The 17,498-nt window shown below is 65.8% G+C and carries 14 protein-coding genes; 8 read left to right on the forward strand and 6 right to left on the reverse strand.

The window, feature by feature from the left end:
- Window positions 1-5: 5 nt before the first annotated feature.
- Window positions 6-2,003, reverse strand: coding sequence for a M3 family oligoendopeptidase (locus E4K65_RS29560; RefSeq protein ID WP_135177131.1), 1,998 nt, complete (start codon window positions 2,001-2,003; stop codon window positions 6-8).
- A 127-nt stretch (window positions 2,004-2,130) separates the two neighbouring features.
- On the opposite strand from E4K65_RS29560, the gene E4K65_RS29565 reads away from it, so the two are divergent.
- From E4K65_RS29565 to mepK, 3 genes are all read left to right on the forward strand, one after another.
- Entirely contained in the window at window positions 2,131-3,630 is a 1,500-nt protein-coding gene (locus tag E4K65_RS29565) for a sigma-54-dependent transcriptional regulator (RefSeq protein WP_135177132.1), read from the forward strand.
- Window positions 3,631-3,977: 347 nt separating this feature from the next.
- On the forward strand, window positions 3,978-6,215 hold the full coding sequence (locus E4K65_RS29570; protein WP_135177133.1) for a L,D-transpeptidase family protein: 2,238 nt from the start codon (window positions 3,978-3,980) through the stop codon (window positions 6,213-6,215).
- A 273-nt stretch (window positions 6,216-6,488) separates the two neighbouring features.
- Entirely contained in the window at window positions 6,489-8,108 is a 1,620-nt protein-coding gene (mepK, locus tag E4K65_RS29575) for a peptidoglycan L,D-endopeptidase MepK (RefSeq protein WP_135177134.1), read from the forward strand.
- A gap of 166 nt (window positions 8,109-8,274) precedes the next feature.
- Here mepK and E4K65_RS29580 read toward each other — a convergent pair whose 3' ends face one another.
- The 3 genes from E4K65_RS29580 to E4K65_RS29590 all read right to left on the reverse strand — a co-directional run bounded on the left by E4K65_RS29580 (window position 8,275) and on the right by E4K65_RS29590 (window position 9,653).
- Window positions 8,275-8,694: a DUF1801 domain-containing protein gene (locus E4K65_RS29580; RefSeq protein WP_135177135.1), complete on the reverse strand. Its 420-nt coding sequence runs from the start codon at window positions 8,692-8,694 to the stop codon at window positions 8,275-8,277.
- Window positions 8,695-8,878: 184 nt separating this feature from the next.
- Window positions 8,879-9,151: a DUF2312 domain-containing protein gene (locus E4K65_RS29585; RefSeq protein WP_008546273.1), complete on the reverse strand. Its 273-nt coding sequence runs from the start codon at window positions 9,149-9,151 to the stop codon at window positions 8,879-8,881.
- 196 nt (window positions 9,152-9,347) lie between these two features.
- Window positions 9,348-9,653 carry a DUF1244 domain-containing protein gene (locus E4K65_RS29590; RefSeq protein ID WP_027545565.1) on the reverse strand — a complete coding sequence of 102 codons (306 nt, stop codon included), beginning with the start codon at window positions 9,651-9,653 and terminating at the stop codon, window positions 9,348-9,350.
- Between the two features lie 179 nt (window positions 9,654-9,832).
- Between E4K65_RS29590 and E4K65_RS29595 the strand changes: the two genes are divergently transcribed.
- Both E4K65_RS29595 and pyk read left to right on the forward strand, forming a co-directional pair.
- Window positions 9,833-10,432, forward strand: a complete 600-nt coding sequence (locus tag E4K65_RS29595; protein WP_135177136.1) for a DUF1036 domain-containing protein — start codon at window positions 9,833-9,835, stop codon at window positions 10,430-10,432.
- The gene (pyk, locus tag E4K65_RS29600) at window positions 10,429-11,865 is read left to right on the forward strand and encodes a pyruvate kinase (RefSeq protein ID WP_135177137.1); all 1,437 of its coding nucleotides are present in this window, start codon (window positions 10,429-10,431) and stop codon (window positions 11,863-11,865) included. The genes E4K65_RS29595 and pyk overlap by 4 nt, the downstream gene beginning before the upstream one ends.
- 150 nt (window positions 11,866-12,015) lie before the next feature.
- Here pyk and E4K65_RS29605 read toward each other — a convergent pair whose 3' ends face one another.
- Window positions 12,016-12,696 (reverse strand): TetR/AcrR family transcriptional regulator, encoded by a 681-nt coding sequence (locus tag E4K65_RS29605; protein WP_008136878.1) that lies wholly within the window; start codon window positions 12,694-12,696, stop codon window positions 12,016-12,018.
- A 268-nt stretch (window positions 12,697-12,964) separates the two neighbouring features.
- On the opposite strand from E4K65_RS29605, the gene E4K65_RS29610 reads away from it, so the two are divergent.
- Window positions 12,965-13,948, forward strand: coding sequence for a phosphatase PAP2 family protein (locus tag E4K65_RS29610; protein WP_135177138.1), 984 nt, complete (start codon window positions 12,965-12,967; stop codon window positions 13,946-13,948).
- Between the two features lie 223 nt (window positions 13,949-14,171).
- Here E4K65_RS29610 and E4K65_RS29615 read toward each other — a convergent pair whose 3' ends face one another.
- Window positions 14,172-14,336 carry a Flp family type IVb pilin gene (locus E4K65_RS29615; protein WP_135177139.1) on the reverse strand — a complete coding sequence of 55 codons (165 nt, stop codon included), beginning with the start codon at window positions 14,334-14,336 and terminating at the stop codon, window positions 14,172-14,174.
- A gap of 296 nt (window positions 14,337-14,632) precedes the next feature.
- On the opposite strand from E4K65_RS29615, the gene E4K65_RS29620 reads away from it, so the two are divergent.
- Both E4K65_RS29620 and E4K65_RS29625 read left to right on the forward strand, forming a co-directional pair.
- Window positions 14,633-16,147, forward strand: coding sequence for a hypothetical protein (locus tag E4K65_RS29620; RefSeq protein ID WP_135177140.1), 1,515 nt, complete (start codon window positions 14,633-14,635; stop codon window positions 16,145-16,147).
- Window positions 16,144-17,406 carry a glycosyltransferase 87 family protein gene (locus E4K65_RS29625; protein ID WP_235885770.1) on the forward strand — a complete coding sequence of 421 codons (1,263 nt, stop codon included), beginning with the start codon at window positions 16,144-16,146 and terminating at the stop codon, window positions 17,404-17,406. Before E4K65_RS29620 ends, E4K65_RS29625 begins: the two co-directional genes overlap by 4 nt.
- The last annotated feature ends 92 nt before the right edge of the window (window positions 17,407-17,498 follow it).

Below are 17,498 nucleotides of genomic sequence, written 5' to 3' on the forward strand. Positions count from 1 at the left end.
GCCGCTCAGCCCATCGCCTCCAGCTCGTCGATCATGCCGGCAATGACGCTGAGGCCGCCGTCCCAGAATTTGGGATCCTTGGCATCGAGTCCGAACGGCCGCAGCAGCTCGGAGTAGTGCTTGGTGCCGCCGGCGGCGAGCATGTCGAGATAGCGCTCGGCAAAGCCCTCGGCCGCGTTCTCGTAGACCGCGTAGAGCGAGTTCACGAGGCAGTCGCCGAAGGCATAGGCATAAACGTAGAACGGCGAATGGATGAAGTGCGGGATGTACATCCAGTAGTTCTCGTAGCCGGCCTTGATCTCGATCGCCGGTCCCAGGCTCTCGCCCTGCACCGACAGCCAGATCTCGCCGAGCCGCGTCGCGGTGAGCTCGCCGTTCTTGCGCTCGGTGTGGACCGCGCGCTCGAAGGAATAGAAGGCGATCTGCCGGACCACGGTGTTGATCATGTCCTCGACCTTGCCGGCGAGCAGCGCCTGGCGCTGCTTGGCGCTCTTGGTCTGTGCCAGGAGCCGCCTGAAGGTGAGCATCTCGCCGAACACGCTCGCGGTCTCCGCCAGCGTCAGCGGCGTCGGCGCCATCAGCGCGCCGTTCTTGGCCGCCAGCACCTGATGCACGCCATGGCCGAGCTCATGGGCGAGCGTCATCACGTCGCGCGGCTTGCCCTGGTAGTTCATCAGCACATAGGGGTGCGCCGACGGCGTGGTGGGATGCGAGAACGCGCCCGGCGCCTTGCCCGGACGCACCGGCGCGTCGATCCAGCGGTCGGTGAAGAAGCGCTCGGCGATGTCGGCCATTTTGGGCGAGAAGCCACGATAGGCCGTCAGCACCATGTTGCGGGCATCAGGCCAGCCGATGATGTCGGTCGCCGCAAACGGCAAGGGCGCGTTGCGGTCCCAATAGGCCAGCCGCTTCTTGCCGAACCACTTCGCCTTCAGTGCGTAATAGCGATGCGACAGCCTTGGATAGGCCGCGCGCACCGAGGCGACCAGCGCATCCACCACCTCGCGCTCGACGCGGTTGTTGAGGTGGCGGGAATCCGCGACATCCTTGAAGCCGCGCCAGCGGTCGGAGATGTCCTTGTCCTTGGCCAGCGTGTTGGTGATCAGTGCGAAGGTGCGCTCATTGGCCTTGAAGGTCTTCGCCAGCGCCTCTGCCGCGCTCTTGCGCTTGGCGCCGTCGCGGTCCTGCAACAAATTGAGTGTCGGCTCGATCGCGAGCTCTTTAGGCCCGACCTTGAAGCGCAGGCTGGAGATAGTCTGGTCGAACAGCCGGTTGAAGGCGGAATAGCCGGTCTGCGCCTTCTCCAGGAAAAGCTGCTCGAGCTTGTCGTCGAGCTGATAGGGCTTCTCCTTGCGCAGATCCTCGATCCAGGGACGGTAATACGCCAGCTCCGGCGCCTGCATCGCGCGGGTCAACAAATCGTCATCGACACGGTTGAGCTCGAGCGCGAAGAACAGAAGGTGGGTGGACGCCGCCGTCAGCCGCTCGGAGACATCGCCGTAAAACTTTGAAATCTTGGGATCAACGCTGTCGCCGGCATGGACGAGACCGGCATAGGAGCCGAGACGGCCGGCGAGATCGTCGATCGCCTCATAGCGTCGCACCGCCTCGGCGAGCCATTTTCCGCCATCTTCGTTTGCTGTCCCTGTCGCGAGCTTGCCCTTGTAGTCGGTCTCGAACGCGACGCAATCGGCATCCATCCTTTCGAGATCGCGCGCCACTTCCGGCGCGTCGATCCCGGAATAGAGATCGGCGAGGTTCCATTCCGGAAGCCTGCCGGTCTTGCGCGCAGGCTTGGCGGGTGAAGATTTGGCGAGCGACGACTTGGCAAGTGACGACTTGGCAAGTGACGACTTGGCGAGTGAAGATTTGGCGAGTGAAGATTTGGAGGGCTTTGCCTTGACGATGGATTTCTTGGCGGCGGATTTCCTGGTGCTCGGCTTGCGGAGAGCGGGTTTGCTGGGAGCGGGCTTCTTCAAGGCAGATTTGGAGCGCGAAGTCATTCTGTGGGAAACCTGTGTTCAACAAGCGCGACGGCGGGCGGGGGCATCAAGGTTTAAGAGTGCGTTAATCGGCTTCGGCCAGAGTGCCCCGATTCGAGACAGATAGTAGTAGCGTGCGGGGAACACCATGGCTGCCAGTATTTTGATCGCCGACGACGACGCAGTAGCCCGCCGGCTGATCGAGAACATGGTGCAGAAATGCGGCTATGAGACGGTCGTCGTGGACTCCGGCGACGCCGCGATCGCCGCCCTCACCGCCCCCGATGCACCTGCTATCGACGGCGTCATCCTCGATCTCGTGATGCCCGGCCTCGACGGCATGGGCGTGCTGGCGAAGATCCGCGAAGCCGGCCTCAGCGTGCCCGTCATCGTGCAGACCGCCCATGGCGGCATCGACAACGTGATCTCGGCGATGCGTGCAGGTGCTGCCGATTTCGTGGTCAAGCCGGTCGGCATGGAGCGGCTCCAGGTCTCGCTTCGCAACGCGCTCAACGCCTCCGCGCTCAAGGGCGAATTGCAGCGCATCCGTCACAGCCGCGAGGGTCGGCTGACCTTCTCCGACATCATCACCCGCGCGGAAGCAATGGCGGGCGTCATGCGCACCGCGCAGAAGGCGGCGAACTCCTCGATCCCCGTGCTGATCGAGGGCGAGTCCGGCGTCGGCAAGGAGATGTTCGCGCGCGCTATCCATGGCAGCGGCGAGCGCAAGGCCAAGCCGTTCGTCGCGGTCAATTGCGGCGCGATCCCCGACAACCTCGTCGAGTCCATCCTGTTCGGCCATGAGAAGGGCGCCTTCACCGGCGCCACCGAACGCCACACCGGCAAGTTCGTCGAGGCCCATGGCGGCACGCTGTTTCTGGACGAGGTCAGCGAGCTGCCGCTGGCCGCGCAGGTCAAGCTGCTCCGCGCGCTGCAGGAAGGCGCGGTCGAGGCCGTCGGCGGCCGCAAGCCCGTGAAGGTCGACGTCCGCATCATCTCGGCAACCAACCGCAGGCTGCTGGAACGGGTGAAGCAGGGCCATTTCCGCGAAGACCTGTTCTATCGCCTGCACGTGCTGCCGCTGACGATCCCCTCGCTGCGGACCCGGCGCGAGGACATCCCGCATCTGCTCCGGCATTTCCTGGCGCGCTTTGCCGCCGAGGAGAACCGGCCCATCACCGGCATCAGCGGCGAGGCCGTGGCGCATCTCGCCCAGCTCGACTGGCCCGGCAACATCCGCCAGCTCGAAAATGCGGTGTACCGCGCCGTTGTGATGAGCGAGGGCGACCAGCTTGGCCTTGGCGACTTCCCCCTGCTCACCTCGCAGCCGCATCCCGCGACCGACATCCCGACCGCGCCGCTGATGCTCGAGCCGATCGCGGCGCCTTCCGTCGTGTCGTCGGGTAGCGAAATACCGATTGCACCGCTCCCCTCGGTGGGAACTCTTCCCATGCTGACCGCGACCGGCGACGTCCGCCCGCTGGAGGACATGGAGAACGAGATCATCCGCTTCGCGATCTCGCATTATCGCGGGCAGATGTCCGAGGTCGCCCGCCGTCTCAAAATCGGCCGGTCCACGCTCTACCGAAAACTCGACGAGGCCGGGGTTCCCGGACATGGCGGGAAAAGCGGTGAGGAGACGCACTGAGCCTGATGCGAACGGAGGTTCGCGCGACGGCACGGTGACGCTGTAAGCCGTTCGCATGACGACAGAATTCGACTGCGATTTGAACCGTGACTTGGAAGTGACAGACAGAGGGAAAAGCGTGTGGCCAAGGCCCACAATCCGTTGCCAAGAGGCTCCCTTGAAGTCAGTTTGTCGTGAGTTGTCTCGGGTAGCGCTGGCTGCAAAACCGGGGCCTGTATATCGTCTGCGTATGAATCGTTGCGTGCAGGCGTGCAACTTTCGAGAGGCCGGCGCGGTTTAGCCGAAGCTCAATTAGGCGATAACAAAGCTGTTCCACGAGGGACAGTTCACCCGAGGGGTGCGACACAATGCGTGACTGTTTGAACCACCGTGCAGGCTTCGACCGTGTCTTGATGACGGTCGCGGCAACCTTCCTCACGGTGTCGGCCAGCTCAGCCCTGGCGCAGGATCAGGCGCGCAGCAGCGCCGCCGAGCTGGCGATCGAAGCCGCGATCCCGCGTCCCGAGCCCGCCAACGTCCCGCCCCCGACCGCGTCCGACATCAAGCTCGACACCACCGCCACGGTCCAGGATTCCGCGAAGGAGCCGGCCAAGGACGCTGCGAAGGCCGAAGCCGCACCTGCGCCCGACAAGGTCGGGACCAAGCCCGCCGACGTCGCCACCACGCCCGCCAGCGAGGCGCCGAAGAGCGAGACGGCCAAGACCGAACCTCCCAAGACCGAACCCGCCAAGAGCGAACCTGCCAAGAGCGAACCTGCCAAGGCCGACACTGCGACGGCCCCCGCCGCCGCAGCGACTACGGCCGAGCCGCCGAAGGACGTCGCCAAGGAGCAACCGGCCTCCGAGCCCGTGAAGGCCGCGAGCGCCGTTCCCGCCGCCGACCAGCCGGTCGCGGACAAGCTCAAGGACATCATCGGTGCCAAGACCTCGCGCCATTTCGACCGCAAGAACGAGCGCGCCGCCGTCGAGAAGTTCTACGGTGGGCGCGACTTCGCCCCGGTCTGGACCCAGGGCGGCAGCCTGACCGCCGCGGCCAAGGGCGTGATCGCGCGGCTGAAGGATGCGGCCTCCGACGGCCTCAATCCGGCCGACTATCCGGTGCCGGATTTCGCCGCCGCCACGAACCCCGATGCGCTCGCCGACGCCGAGCTGAAGCTGACCGCCAGCATGTTCGACTATGCGCGCCAGGCGCAGAGCGGCCGCATGCACTGGTCGCAGGTCAGCGCCGACATCCTCTATCCCGAGCACCCGGTCGACCCGAGCGAGGTGCTCGCCAAGGTCACGACCGCGGCTGACGCCTCCGCGGCGCTCGACAGCTACAACCCGCCGCAGAAGCTCTACAAGGAACTGAAGGCCAAGCTCGCGGAGCTCCGCGGCCAGGGCAACGGCCCGGCGATCGAGGTCGCCGATGGCCCGGCGCTGAAATATACCCCCGCCGGCAAGAAGCAGGCTGAGGTCGTCGTCGAAGATCCGCGCGTGCCGCAGCTCCGCGCCAAGCTCGGCATCACCGAGAATGCCAGCGACACCCGCTATGACGCCACGGTCGCCGAGGCCGTCCGAAAATTCCAGAACAGCGCCGAGCTCAAGGCGACCGGTGTCCTCGACGACAAGACGGTCAAGGCGATCAACACGCCGAAGCGTGACAGGCAGATCGACACGGTATTGGTGAACATGGAGCGCTGGCGCTGGCTGCCGCGCGACCTCGGCGTGCCCTCGCTGGGCGATGCCTATGTCATCCTCAACATTCCCGACTACACGCTGAAGGTGATGCAGCGCGGCCAGCAGGTCTGGACCACCCGCGTCGTCACCGGCAAGCCGGGCCAGCACGCGACGCCCCTGCTGACCGAAACGATGAAGTACATCACGGTCAACCCGACCTGGAACGTGCCGCCGTCGATCGTCTACAACGAATACCTGCCGGCGCTTCAGCAGGACCCGACCGTGCTCCAGCGCATGGGCCTCAAGCTCGAACAGAACCGCGACGGTTCGGTGCACATTTCGCAGCCGCCCGGCGAAGCCAACGCGCTCGGCCGCATCCGCTTCAACTTCCCGAACAAGTTCCTGGTCTATCAGCACGACACGCCGGACAAGAACCTGTTCGCCCGGGACGAGCGCGCCTTCAGCCACGGCTGCATGCGCGTGCAGAACCCGGATCAGTACGCCTCCGTGCTGCTCAACATCGCCATGCCGAACGAGAAGTACACGCCGGAGCGCGTGCGCAGCATGTACGGCAAGAGCGAGATCGACCTGAAATTCCCGACGCCGATCCCGGTCAACATCACCTACCAGACCGCGTTCGTGGACGATGCCGGCAAGCTGCAATTCCGCAAGGACGTCTATGGCCGCGACGCGACCATGATCAACATCCTGAAGAACAGCCGCGGCAAGGACCTCGAGAACATCGTCGCCCACTCCCAGCCGAGCTATTCGCGCCCGGCGACGACGCTGCCCTCGGGCGTGGCGGTGGCCAACAATGGCGGCGGCTTCGGCTCGTCCGGTCCGAACTTCTTCGAGCGGCTGTTCGGGGCGCCGACCCCGCCGCCGGCTCCGGTGGGCCGCCGGCCGCAGCGGGTGTTTACCCGCTGAGCCCGGCCCGGCCTCTTGTTTCCTGAAATTCTGCAATGAAATCAGCGACCCCGTCCCCTGGATGGGGTCGCTTAACGTTAACCACTCCCCCACCTGGCCTCGGGCAGCGGGCGTTTTTTTGCCACACTCAACCGGTTAGGTTTGTATTCTGACTTGGTTTGGGCGCGGGAAGGTCAACCTCGAATTAACCTTCTCGCTTTAAGAAAGCGTTCATCCTCTTTCGCGCGCTAACGGGGTTGGCGGGAGAGTCCATTTTGAACGCTCGTCGACTGGGTGGGCTCATACGTGCTGTCTGGACTCGCACGCCAATTCGCTGTGCTGTCGTCGTCCCATGCGGGAGTGAAGGCCGGATCCCGGATCGGCCTTGCTGCCGTATTGCTGCTTGCTGCCGCGGGTTCGGTCCATAACGCCGCCGCGCTGAACGAGACCAAGACGCTCTCCTTCCACCACACCCATTCCGGCGAAGACCTCACCGTCACCTTCAAGCGCGACGGCCGCTACGACGAGGCGGCGCTGAAGCAGCTCAACCACTTCCTCCGCGACTGGCGCACCCAGGACGAGACGGTCATGGACCGTCACCTCTTCGACATCCTCTGGGAAGTCTATCGCGACGTCGACGGCAAGCAGCCGATCCAGATCATCTCCTCCTACCGCTCCCCCGCCACCAACGCGATGCTCCGCCGCCGCTCCTCCGGCGTGGCGCGCTTCAGCCAGCACATGCTGGGGCATGCGATGGACTTCCACATTCCGGGCGTGCCGCTGGAGCAGATCCGCTTCGCCGGCCTGCGCCTCCAGCGCGGCGGCGTCGGCTTCTACCCGACCTCCGGCTCGCCCTTCGTGCATCTGGATACCGGAAGCATCCGGCACTGGCCGCGCATGACGCATGACCAGCTCGCCCGCGTGTTCCCGGACGGAAAGACGGTACATCTGCCGACCGACGGCACGCCGCTGAAGGGCTATGAGCTCGCCAAGGCCGAGATCGAGCGCCGCGGCAACGGTGACGATTCCGGCAGCAAGCCGAACTTCTTCGCCGCCCTGTTCAAGAGCAAGTCGGCCCCGCCCGCCGCCACCAGCGACGAGGATGACGAGGGCGCACCTGCCCCGGCCGCCAAGCCCGTGGCGCCCACCGTGGTCGCCGCCGCGGCCAAGCCGGCCGATCCGGTGCCGACGCCGCGCGCCAAGCCGCAGATCGCCGCCACGCTCCAGCTCGCCTCGGCCGATGCGCAGATCGTTGCGCCGCCCAAGCCGAAGCCCGCGCCCGTGGCCGACAAGCCGGCCGCCGGCAAGCCTGAAACCCCGGCCGACATCATCAATGCCCGCGGCTTCTGGGACATCCCGGCTACGCCGCAACAGGCGACGCCGGCGCAGGTCGCCGCGTTGAAGGCCCGCCAGGCGCTTGCCGCCGCGACCGATCCGCAGCCGACCGCCAGTGTCTCCAACGCAGCCTATCAGGCGCTGGCCTATGCGCCGGCCGCCGCCTCCCCGGTCGACCGCGCCAACGTCGTCGCCGCCTCCGCGCCGATCCCGCGCTCCGCCCGTCCCGCCGCCGCGTCGCGCAACGTCGCTCAGGCAACCGAGATCAACACGGTGGTCGGCAAGAGCGTCGACGGCATGGTCGCAACCGCGACCCGGCTCTCCGCGGCCAAGGGCGAGAGCATCTGGCTCAAGATCGTCATGCTGTCGCCGAGCGCCAGCCGCGCGATGTCGGTGACGCTGATGGGCGAGCTCGATATGGCCGCGATGCGCGGCTATTTCGTCAAGCCGCAGGCCGTGATCGCGATGGGCTTCACCGACGATCCGATGCAGGGCCTGTCCTGCGACAGCTTCTCGGGCGCCGCGACCTCGAAGCTCGAGACGACCTCCTTCGTCGTGCGCACGGCGGCGTTGCGCTAACGCTTCCACATTTTGCTGCTTCCAGAATCTCCGGTGTCGTCCTGGCGAAGGCCAGGACCCATCCCGCGTGATCTATCTGCTGCGCGCGATGGTCATACCGGGCGACGAATGTTCGCCGAACTGCTGCCTCGGGTAGTGGGTCCTGGCATTGGCCAGGACGACGACTTTATTTCCGACCCCGCCGGTCCAGATGATAGCGCAGCGCCAGCGACAGGCAGATCGACAGCGGCTGCCTTGGCAGCGCGCCGGATACCGGCAACAGCAACGCCCTCGTCTGCCGGTATTCGAACTGATCGGGAAAGCGCTCGCGGAAGGTGTCGACCAGGGTCGTCTTGCAGTTGAACAGAATGGCCGGCTGCTCGGCGCCCTTCACGCGCCCGAGCCGGATCGTAGAGCCGCTGCCGGTCTCATCGGTCAGGTAAGCGGGCTCGCCCCATTTCAGCGTCTCGGTGAGCCGGCCGACGTCGTCATGCGCCGCAGCGGTCGCGAAGATCAGCGCACGCACCTGAAGCAGCCGCTTGCCGATCGACGCCGGAAGAGCGTCGAAGGCGCGGCTCACCTCGCGCGGCATTGGCGGCGCGGCCACGGCGGTCTCCCTCGATGGGTCCACAACACCGGTGTCGTCCTGGCGAAAGCCAGGACCTATACCGCGGAATCTATCGGTGACGCGCGGTACCGATCCCGCGCGACGATAATGCAACTGCCGGCCTTCGCAACAACCACATCCCGTGACGATGGGTCCTGGCTTCGCCAGGACGACAGCACAGGCCTCAGATCATCCCCAGCGCCTGCATGTAGGTCTCGAGAATGGTCTCGGCTTCGGCACGCTCGTTGGGGTCCTGCTTGCGCAGGCGCACGATGGTGCGCAGCGCCTTGACGTCGTAGCCATTACCCTTGCTCTCGGCATAGACGTCGCGGATGTCGTCGGAGATCGCCTTCTTCTCTTCCTCCAGCCGCTCGATGCGCTCGATGATGGATTTGAGCTGGTCCTTGGCAAATTTCGTCGCGGGCTCGTCGTCGCGGACGGCGGCGGAGGTGGCCATCTTGGTACTCCCAATGGAACTGGCAAAACGAGGTGACGCCGGCATCCCTCACCGCGCGTGCTGGAAGACCCTTAGGGTTGGTGCCCCCCGCGTTCAAGCAAGCATCACGCTCGTCCACAGCGCGCCCACACCTTCGTGCGGCTGCTCGAAGAAAGCTGTTGTGTGGTGCGACTCAGCCGATGCGCGCCGGCGCCGTTCAGTGCCCGTGAGGATGGACTTTCTTCATGGCCTCGAGCTGCTCCGGCGTGGCCCTGCCCTGGTATTTCGATTTCCAGGTCTCGTAGGGCATGCCGTAGACGGCCTCCCGGCTCTCGTCCTTGCTCAGGGCGACGCCTTGGGCGTCGGCGGCGTCCTTGAGCCAGTTGGACAGGCAGTTGCGGCAGAAGCCGGCCAGATTCATCAGGTCGATATTCTGGACGTCCGTTCGCGTCTTCAAATGATCGACCAAGCGCCGGAAAGCGGCCGCTTCGAGCTCCGTTCTGGTTTTGTCGTCGATTGCCATAGCTGAATTCCTTAAGCTCCGACCCGGCCTGACCCCGATGGCGGTCACCCTTACGGGATCAGGTGGGGTCCTGTCACAGATTTTGCCACATCGCGGCGCAAACGGGCGCAAGCCAAGCTTTGGGGCAGTTCCCCGCCTCTACGCCAAATCGTCAATGATCTGATATAGCTTCCGCGACAATGATCGCCGAATCTCCCCGCGCTCCCCTTCGCCTGCTCGCCCGGTTGGTCCCGGTGCTGGCGATTGCCGTGCTGTGCCTCTGGACCAGCCCGGCCTCCGCCGATTTCCGCCTGTGCAACAACACCTCGAGCCGGGTCGGCATTGCGCTCGGCTACAAGGACGCCGAGGGCTGGACCACCGAGGGCTGGTGGAACATCTCCTCCCGCTCCTGCGAGACCCTGCTGCGGGGAACGCTGGTCGCCCGCTACTATTACATCTACGCGATCGACTATGACCGCGGCGGCGAATGGTCGGGCCAGGCCTTCATGTGCTCGCGCGACAAGGAATTCACCATCCGCGGCACCGAGGATTGCCTGGCGCGCGGCTATGACCGCACCGGCTATTTCGAGGTCGACACCGGCGAGCAGCGCGCCTGGACGGTGCAGCTCACCGATGCCAACGAGCAGCCGGCACAGCCGCGCGTGCCTGGCATGCCCGGCCCGGTTGGCCCCGGTGGCGGCGTTCCGGGTTTGCCCAATGGCCCGCCCGGTGCTACGCCCCCGGGCTCGCCCGGCCTGCCACCGGCCGCAGCTCCGCCCCCGCCTGGGAATAAGCCATGAGGCGTCTTCGCCGTATCAAGATTCTCGCGACCCTTGGACCTGCCTCTTCGGATCTCGCGATGATCCGCCGCCTGTTCGAGGCCGGCGCCGACCTGTTCCGCATCAATATGAGCCACACCCCGCATGACAAGATGCGGGAGCTGGTGGCGACGATCCGCAATGTCGAGAGCAGCTACGGCCGACCGATCGGCATCCTGGTCGACCTTCAGGGGCCGAAGCTCAGGCTCGGCGCCTTCGCGGAAGGCGCGGTCCAGCTCCAGAACGGCCAGACGTTCACGCTCGATTCCGACAAGACGCCGGGCGATGCCACGCGCGTCAATCTCCCGCATCCGGAGATCCTCGCCGCGCTGCGGCCCGGCCATGCGCTGCTGCTGGATGACGGCAAGGTACGGCTGATCGCCGAGGAGACCTCCAAAGAGCACGCGGTGACGCGCGTCGTGGTCGGCGGCCGGATGTCCGACCGCAAGGGCGTCAGCCTGCCCGACACCGACCTGCCGGTGTCGGCGATGACGCCGAAGGACCGCGCCGACCTCGAGGCGGCGCTGGTCACCGGCGTCGACTGGATCGCGCTGTCCTTCGTGCAGCGCGCCGACGACGTGCTGGAGGCCAAGAAGATGATCCGCGGCCGCGCCGCCGTCATGGCCAAGATCGAGAAGCCGCAGGCGATCGACCGCCTCGCCGACATCATCGAGGCCTCCGACGCGCTGATGGTGGCGCGCGGCGATCTCGGCGTCGAGCTGCCGCTGGAGCGCGTGCCGAGCCTCCAGAAGCAGATGACGCGCATGGCGCGCCGCGCCGGCAAGCCGGTGGTGATCGCAACCCAGATGCTGGAATCGATGATCCAGTCGCCGGTGCCGACCCGCGCCGAGGTCTCGGACGTCGCCACCGCCGTCTATGAAGGCGCCGACGCCATCATGCTGTCGGCGGAATCGGCGGCCGGCAAATTCCCGGTCGAGGCGGTCTCGACCATGAACCGCATCGGCGAAGAGGTCGAGCGCGACCCGATTTATCGTTCCGTGCTCACCGCGCAGCGCCCCGCGCCGGAATCCACCGCCGGCGACGCCATCGCGGACGCCGCGCGCCAGATCGCCGAGACGCTCGACCTGCCGGCCCTGATCTGCTGGACCAGCTCGGGCTCGACCGCGGTGCGCGTCGCGCGCGAGCGGCCGAAGCCGCCGATCGTGGCGATCACGCCGAACATCGCGGCCGGACGCCGGCTCGCGGTGGTCTGGGGCGTGCATTGCGTGGTGGCGGAAGACGCGCGCGACCAGGACGACATGGTGAGCCGCGCCGGCCAGATCGCGTTCCGGGACGGCTTCGTCCGCGCCGGCCAGCGCGTGATCATCGTCGCCGGCGTGCCGCTCGGCATCCCCGGCACCACCAACATGGTGCGCATCGCCTCGGTCGGCCCCGAGGGCGGCGCGGATATCTAGGTCCGCGGGCGTCCGGCAAATAAAAACGTCGAAAACAACCCCATGCACAGTGGCCGGCCGGTCCGGCGAGCCTGCTCGGATTGTTCGAAAAGGCGCGTTCGGACAACGGCCTGAGCGCGATCAGGCCGCCGCCCCGGCTGCACCCTCGATTTAAGCCCCAACCAGCGCCTTCGTCGTCGGGAGCAGCGTCTGCTGCACCACCAGGCCGCGGGCGCGGGCGTCCATGACGCCGACGGCGCGCAGCGCGAGCAGCGTCACGGTCTGCACCGCATCGCGCATCTTGACGGGATCTTCGAGATTGTCAGGCGCGAGCGGCCCGACCAGCGCCTCATGCAGGGCACCGAGCAGCGCGGTGGCGGCCAGCGCGGTGTCCTGCGCCGGCAGGTGACCGGCGCGCACGGCCGCATCGATCCGGCCTGCGATCTCGCCGGCGATCTCGCGCCGGCTCGCAAGGCGCGAGGCGCTGACATCGACGTCGACCGGCTCGGCCAGGATGCCCCAGGCCAGCCTGCGCTGCGACAGGGTATGGACCGCCACCGTGGTGACGGCGGCAGCCAGCGCCGAGGACGGCCCCGGCGCGGCGTCGGCCGCCCTACGGATCGCCGCGAGCTCGTCGCGGGAGACCTCGGCGATCAATTCGGAGATCAGCTCTGCCTTGGAGGGGAAGTAGCGGTAGACCGTGCCGGCTGCGACATTGGCCCGGACCGCGACCGGCGCAATCTGCACCGCCGCCATCCCGCCTTCCGCCGCAGCCTCCCGCGCCGCCGCCAATATCGCACTGCGCCGGGCCGCAAGGCGCTTAACCACTTGATGCGTCCGCCGATAAACCATGGCGCGCTTCCTGTCCCACACGCCTGCCGCACGCCCTGCGGCCGAACGCTTCGTCACTGCAGTAATTGCAAATCGCCCCGCAAGGACTGAACAACTATTCAGGGGGGATGACAAGATGCATTTGCGCGAAGCGTCATATCAAAGCGGCGAGACAGATTCGCTCAAATGCGCAGAGCCGGTTGGTAAACGGCTAACCACAATTGTTACCGCGATCTTAAAAGCAGCCCGGCGACTGTACCGCAGTACTGCGATCCCTCCTCGGTGCAGCATGATCGACTCGGACGCCCGGACCGCCTGGCAGCTCTTCAATCTGAACTGGCTTCCTGTCGCAGCCATGGGCGCCCTGCTGGCGCTCGGCCTGCCCCTTACCGGTCTGAGCCTCGAGCCTGTTGCCTACGCCATCACGGTGGTGATCGCCGCCGTCCTGGTCGTAGTCGCCTATGGCCACCGGCTCGCCAAGGGCGAGTTAGCCGATCCGAAACTGGTGTTCTCGCTGGGCACGATCGGACAGGCCATTCTCACCTGCGCCATCGTCGGACCGCTCAGCTATGTCGCGGGCAAGCTGAACTGGCCGCTCCAGGACGACGCACTGCTGGCGATCGACCGGGCGCTCGGCCTCGATCCCGAAGCGATCGCGCGCTACGTCAACGACCATCCCTGGCTCGCCGACTGCCTGGCTCGCGGCTACGGACTGATCAAATGGCCGCTGCTCGGCATCCCCGTCGTGCTGACACTGACAGCGCGCCATGTGCGGCTGCAAGTGTTCATGCTCGCGATGAGCCTTGCGCTCGCGGTCACCATCGCAATCTCCGCCGTCGTGCCGGCGATCGGCACCTATTACGGGCTGCAACTGCCGGCCGCGCATTTCCCCGAGATCAACACCGCGGTCTATGCCGGGCAGTTGCGCGACATCCTGGCACTGCGCGACGGCAGCCTGCACGAGCTCCGGCTGTTCTTCCTCTCCGGCATCGTCTCGTTTCCGAGCTTTCACGCCGCTTCCGCCGTGCTCTACATGTGGGCGCTGTGGCCGGTGCGCGGCATCGGCGGCATCGCAGCCGCGCTCAACCTCCTGATGATCGCGGCGACGCCGGCGATTGGTGCGCATTACCTCATCGACGTCGCCGGCGGCATCGCGGTCGCCGCTGCATCGATCTGGGTGACGACATTCTATGTTCAACGGCTCGGCCGCACGGCGCCCGTGTCTGCCGCACCTGAGCTATCGCCAGTCTGGCAGACCAGCCTCGCAGAATGACGGCGCGATCGTCGCGGTCGGAGACAAGTTGCCGTAGAGCGGGCAAAGGCGCGTAGCGCCGTGCCCACGCGGAATTTTCAATGTCCCGAAGTCTCGATGGTGGGCTCCGCCTTCGGTCTTCAAGCCATGACGGAGCTATGCCCATCTCCGAACTGAAATCGCCGACCAAAAGAAAAGAGCCCCGTCGAGGACGGGGCTCTCAGAATTCTCAGGTCGTCCGGCCTTACTTGAGGCCGGTCGAGATCGAGGTGAACTTGGTGTTCAGCGTGGTGCCGAGATTGTTGACCACGGTGATGATGGCCAGCGCGATGCCGGCAGCGATCAGGCCGTATTCAATGGCGGTGGCGCCGGATTCATCCTTCACAAAGCGCGCAACGAGGTTCTTCATAGAGTGCTCCAAATGGGTACACGAGGCTACAACTGATCTGGTCTTTTCGGCTTCCCAGCGCCGCCCGACCATGGAACCGAACGTAGTGGCAAAGAATTTCGCCGCAGTTAATTCGACTGCGTAAACACAGAGCGGTTTGCACGTATTCGCCGATGGTAAACCGAAATCCAAAACAATCCGTTAAATTGTCCGGACATGAAACGGCCCCCGCCGCCGGTTTACCCGAAGTTATGACCGCCATGGTCCAATGCCCGCCGCTCGGCCAACCGACAAGAACAACAGGACGACGAGGCGGAATGTCCCTTTCCTTTGCCAACAGCATCGCGATGCAGAGCCGCGCGCGAGCCCTGGTGCCGCTCTGCGTCGGTGCCGGCGCCTATCTCTTCTTCCTCCATGTCGGCGACACGCTGCTTCAGGACTCCGACTCGTTCTGGCAGATCAAGATCGGGCAATGGATCCTCGATCACGGCACTGTCCCCACCACGGATTTCTATTCCTTCACGCGGACGGGCGCGCCGTGGATTTCGACGTCGTGGCTGTCGCAAGTGCTGTTCGCCTTCTCCCATGCGCAATGGGACTGGGCAGGTCCCGTCATCCTCACCACGATGGCGGTCGCGCTCACGGCCGCCATCTTCGTCTATCTGCTCGACGCGCAGATCGAGGCGCCGCGTGCGGTGCTGTTTGCGATGCTGGCGCTGCTGCTGTCGCTGCACCACGTCCTGGCGCGTCCGCATATTCTGGCGCTGCCCGTCATGGTGGCGTGGGTCGGCCTGCTAATGGCGGCTGCCGACCGCAGGCGCGCGCCGTCCTGGTATTGGCTGCCGCTGATGGCGCTCTGGGCGAACCTGCATGGCGGCTTCGTGCTCGGCCTGGCGCTGATCGGTCCGATCTCGCTCGAGGCCGTCGAGCACGCGGAAAAAGGGCGGCGGCTTCAGCTGTTCATGCGCTGGGTGCTGTTCGGCATCGGCGCACTGATCGCGAGCTGCTGCACGCCCTACGGCTGGAAGACGCTGCTGGGCGCGACCAACATCCTCAGTCTCGGCGAGCTGTTGTCGCTGATCTTCGAATGGATGCCGGCGAACTTTGCCACGTTCAGCTCGTTCGAAGGCGCGCTGCTCGGCCTGATCGCATTCGGCTATTATCGCGGCCTCGTGCTCTCGGCGCCGAGGATCTTCCTGATCCTGTTCCTGACCTGGAGCGCATTGACCCATGTCAGGAGCATCGAGGCATTTGCCTTCCTGGTGCCGCTGGTGCTGGCGAAGCCGCTCGGCCAGATGGTTACGCGCCCGCAGCCGGACGCCACCGGCACCGACCGCTGGCCGGCCCGCTATGTCACCGCGCTTGGCGCACTGATGATCGTGGCCGCGGGCTGGACCTCGACCTCGCTCTACATGGGGCACAACCGCTTCACCTTCACGATGACGCAGACGCCGGTTGCCGCCGTCGACCTGCTCGAGCAACGCAAGGCCCAGCGCATCTTCAACGCCTATCAGTTCGGCGGCTATCTGATCTCGCGCGACATCCCTGTCTATGTCGACGGCCGCGCCGAGCTCTATGGCGAGACATTCGTCATGGATTTCTTCAAGGCGACGGAGGGCAAGAAGCCCGAGCTGCTTCCGCGCCTGCTGGATGAGTACAAGATCGACGCGACGCTCCTGGTCGCCGATGCGCCGGGCCCGCAGATCCTCGATCAGCTCAAGGGCTGGAAGCGGATCTATACGGACGACATCGCGGTGATCCATGTGCGAACCGCCGACGCACAGGCCGGTGCGGCGCCGCAAGCGGAGACATCGCGGGAAGCTTTCAAGTGAGCGTGTCCGTTCAGCGGCCGATGCCCGGTCCATCGCGCAGCTGGAGCGGGATTCCCCTCATGCTCCTGCCGGCGATGGCGATCGCAACGCTGTTCGGCTGGGGTATCCTGATCTCCACCCTCGTCCATCCCGGCTGGATCGGCCTGAACCACATCGGCCCCGGCACCGACTGGATGGTGTTCTACGGCGCCGTCAGGTCGATGCTCGCCGGCAATCTTGCACTGGTCATCGATGGCGACGCGTTCACCGCCTATCTCAACCGGTCGTTCGCATCATGGCTGACGGTGCCGCTGGAGTTCCGTCCGTGGTTCTATCCGCCCAGCTTCCTCGTTCTGCTGCTACCCGTCGCGCCGCTTGGTTTTGTCGGCTCCTATGTCGCATTCCAGGCCGCGACTGCAGGCTTCCTGGCCTGGGCGTTTCGCAACCGGGCCGATCAGCCGCAACTGACGCCCTACATCATCGCGGCGGTTCTGGTCTCGCCAGCCGCAGCCCTCAACCTGGCCGATGGACAGTGCGCCTTTCTCGTTGCCGCGCTGCTGGTCGCGGGCGTCAGGCTGCTCGGACCGCGGCCGCTCCTTGGCGGCGCAATCCTCGGGCTTCTGAGCTTCAAGCCGCAATTCTTCCTGCTCGTCCCGCTCGCGCTGCTGGGCTTGCGCCAATATCGCAGCCTGTGCGCTGCTGCATGCTCGGCATTCGCATTGGCGGTTGCAAGTGCCATGGTTTTTGGCGTCGAATTGTGGCTGTGGTGGATACCGCAGGCGCTCAACAATCTGGTCAGCCCCGATGCGAAATGGCTGGGCTATGGCCGCATCTGGGGCCACAGCGTCTGGGCCTGCGCGGTGCTGCTGGGCGTGCCGGAACGGCTGGCCTCGATGCTGCAACTGGCCGCGATCCTCTCGAGCGCGGCGGCGACCTTGGTGGCGTTTCGCTCCTCGCTCAGCACCGACAACAAGCTGATCGTATTGCTTGCGGCAACCGTGCTGGCGGCCCCGCATTCGGGCCCCTATGATGCGACGCTGCTGGCGGTCGCCGTCGTGCTGTGGCTTGCCGCATCGATCGATGCTCCGCGCTTTCGCGACTGGCTGATCGGGCTCGGCATCTGGATGGTGCCGTTGCTCAGCCCGGCCGTCTATGTCCCGGCGGGAAGGCTGTCACCGCTCCTCACCGTCGCACTCATTGGCCTCGTCTTCGGCGCGTTGCGCAGCCCGGCGAGATCCGGCGGGCCGGCAATTCCCGCGTCGTCGACGCGAGGAGCGTGAAACTGAGGCGCGTCCCACCCTTGTCCCCGGACGTGCTTCACCGCGTTGGGAAGTGACGCACCCGTCTGCCGTGCGGTAATAGCCGATGGTTG

It is taken from the genome of Bradyrhizobium niftali, from assembly GCF_004571025.1.
GTDB classification, from domain to species: Bacteria; Pseudomonadota; Alphaproteobacteria; order Rhizobiales; family Xanthobacteraceae; genus Bradyrhizobium; species Bradyrhizobium niftali.

Coding starts and splice junctions, on each gene's coding strand:
- E4K65_RS29560 (WP_135177131.1), bottom strand. CDS start 2,003: ATGACTTCGCGCTCCAAATCTGCCTTGAAGAAGCCCGCTCCCAGCAAA.
- E4K65_RS29565 (WP_135177132.1), top strand. CDS start 2,131: ATGGCTGCCAGTATTTTGATCGCCGACGACGACGCAGTAGCCCGCCGG.
- E4K65_RS29570 (WP_135177133.1), top strand. CDS start 3,978: ATGCGTGACTGTTTGAACCACCGTGCAGGCTTCGACCGTGTCTTGATG.
- E4K65_RS29585 (WP_008546273.1), bottom strand. CDS start 9,151: ATGGCCACCTCCGCCGCCGTCCGCGACGACGAGCCCGCGACGAAATTT.
- E4K65_RS29590 (WP_027545565.1), bottom strand. CDS start 9,653: ATGGCAATCGACGACAAAACCAGAACGGAGCTCGAAGCGGCCGCTTTC.
- E4K65_RS29595 (WP_135177136.1), top strand. CDS start 9,833: ATGATCGCCGAATCTCCCCGCGCTCCCCTTCGCCTGCTCGCCCGGTTG.
- pyk (WP_135177137.1), top strand. CDS start 10,429: ATGAGGCGTCTTCGCCGTATCAAGATTCTCGCGACCCTTGGACCTGCC.
- E4K65_RS29605 (WP_008136878.1), bottom strand. CDS start 12,696: ATGGTTTATCGGCGGACGCATCAAGTGGTTAAGCGCCTTGCGGCCCGG.
- E4K65_RS29610 (WP_135177138.1), top strand. CDS start 12,965: ATGATCGACTCGGACGCCCGGACCGCCTGGCAGCTCTTCAATCTGAAC.
- E4K65_RS29615 (WP_135177139.1), bottom strand. CDS start 14,336: ATGAAGAACCTCGTTGCGCGCTTTGTGAAGGATGAATCCGGCGCCACC.
- E4K65_RS29620 (WP_135177140.1), top strand. CDS start 14,633: ATGTCCCTTTCCTTTGCCAACAGCATCGCGATGCAGAGCCGCGCGCGA.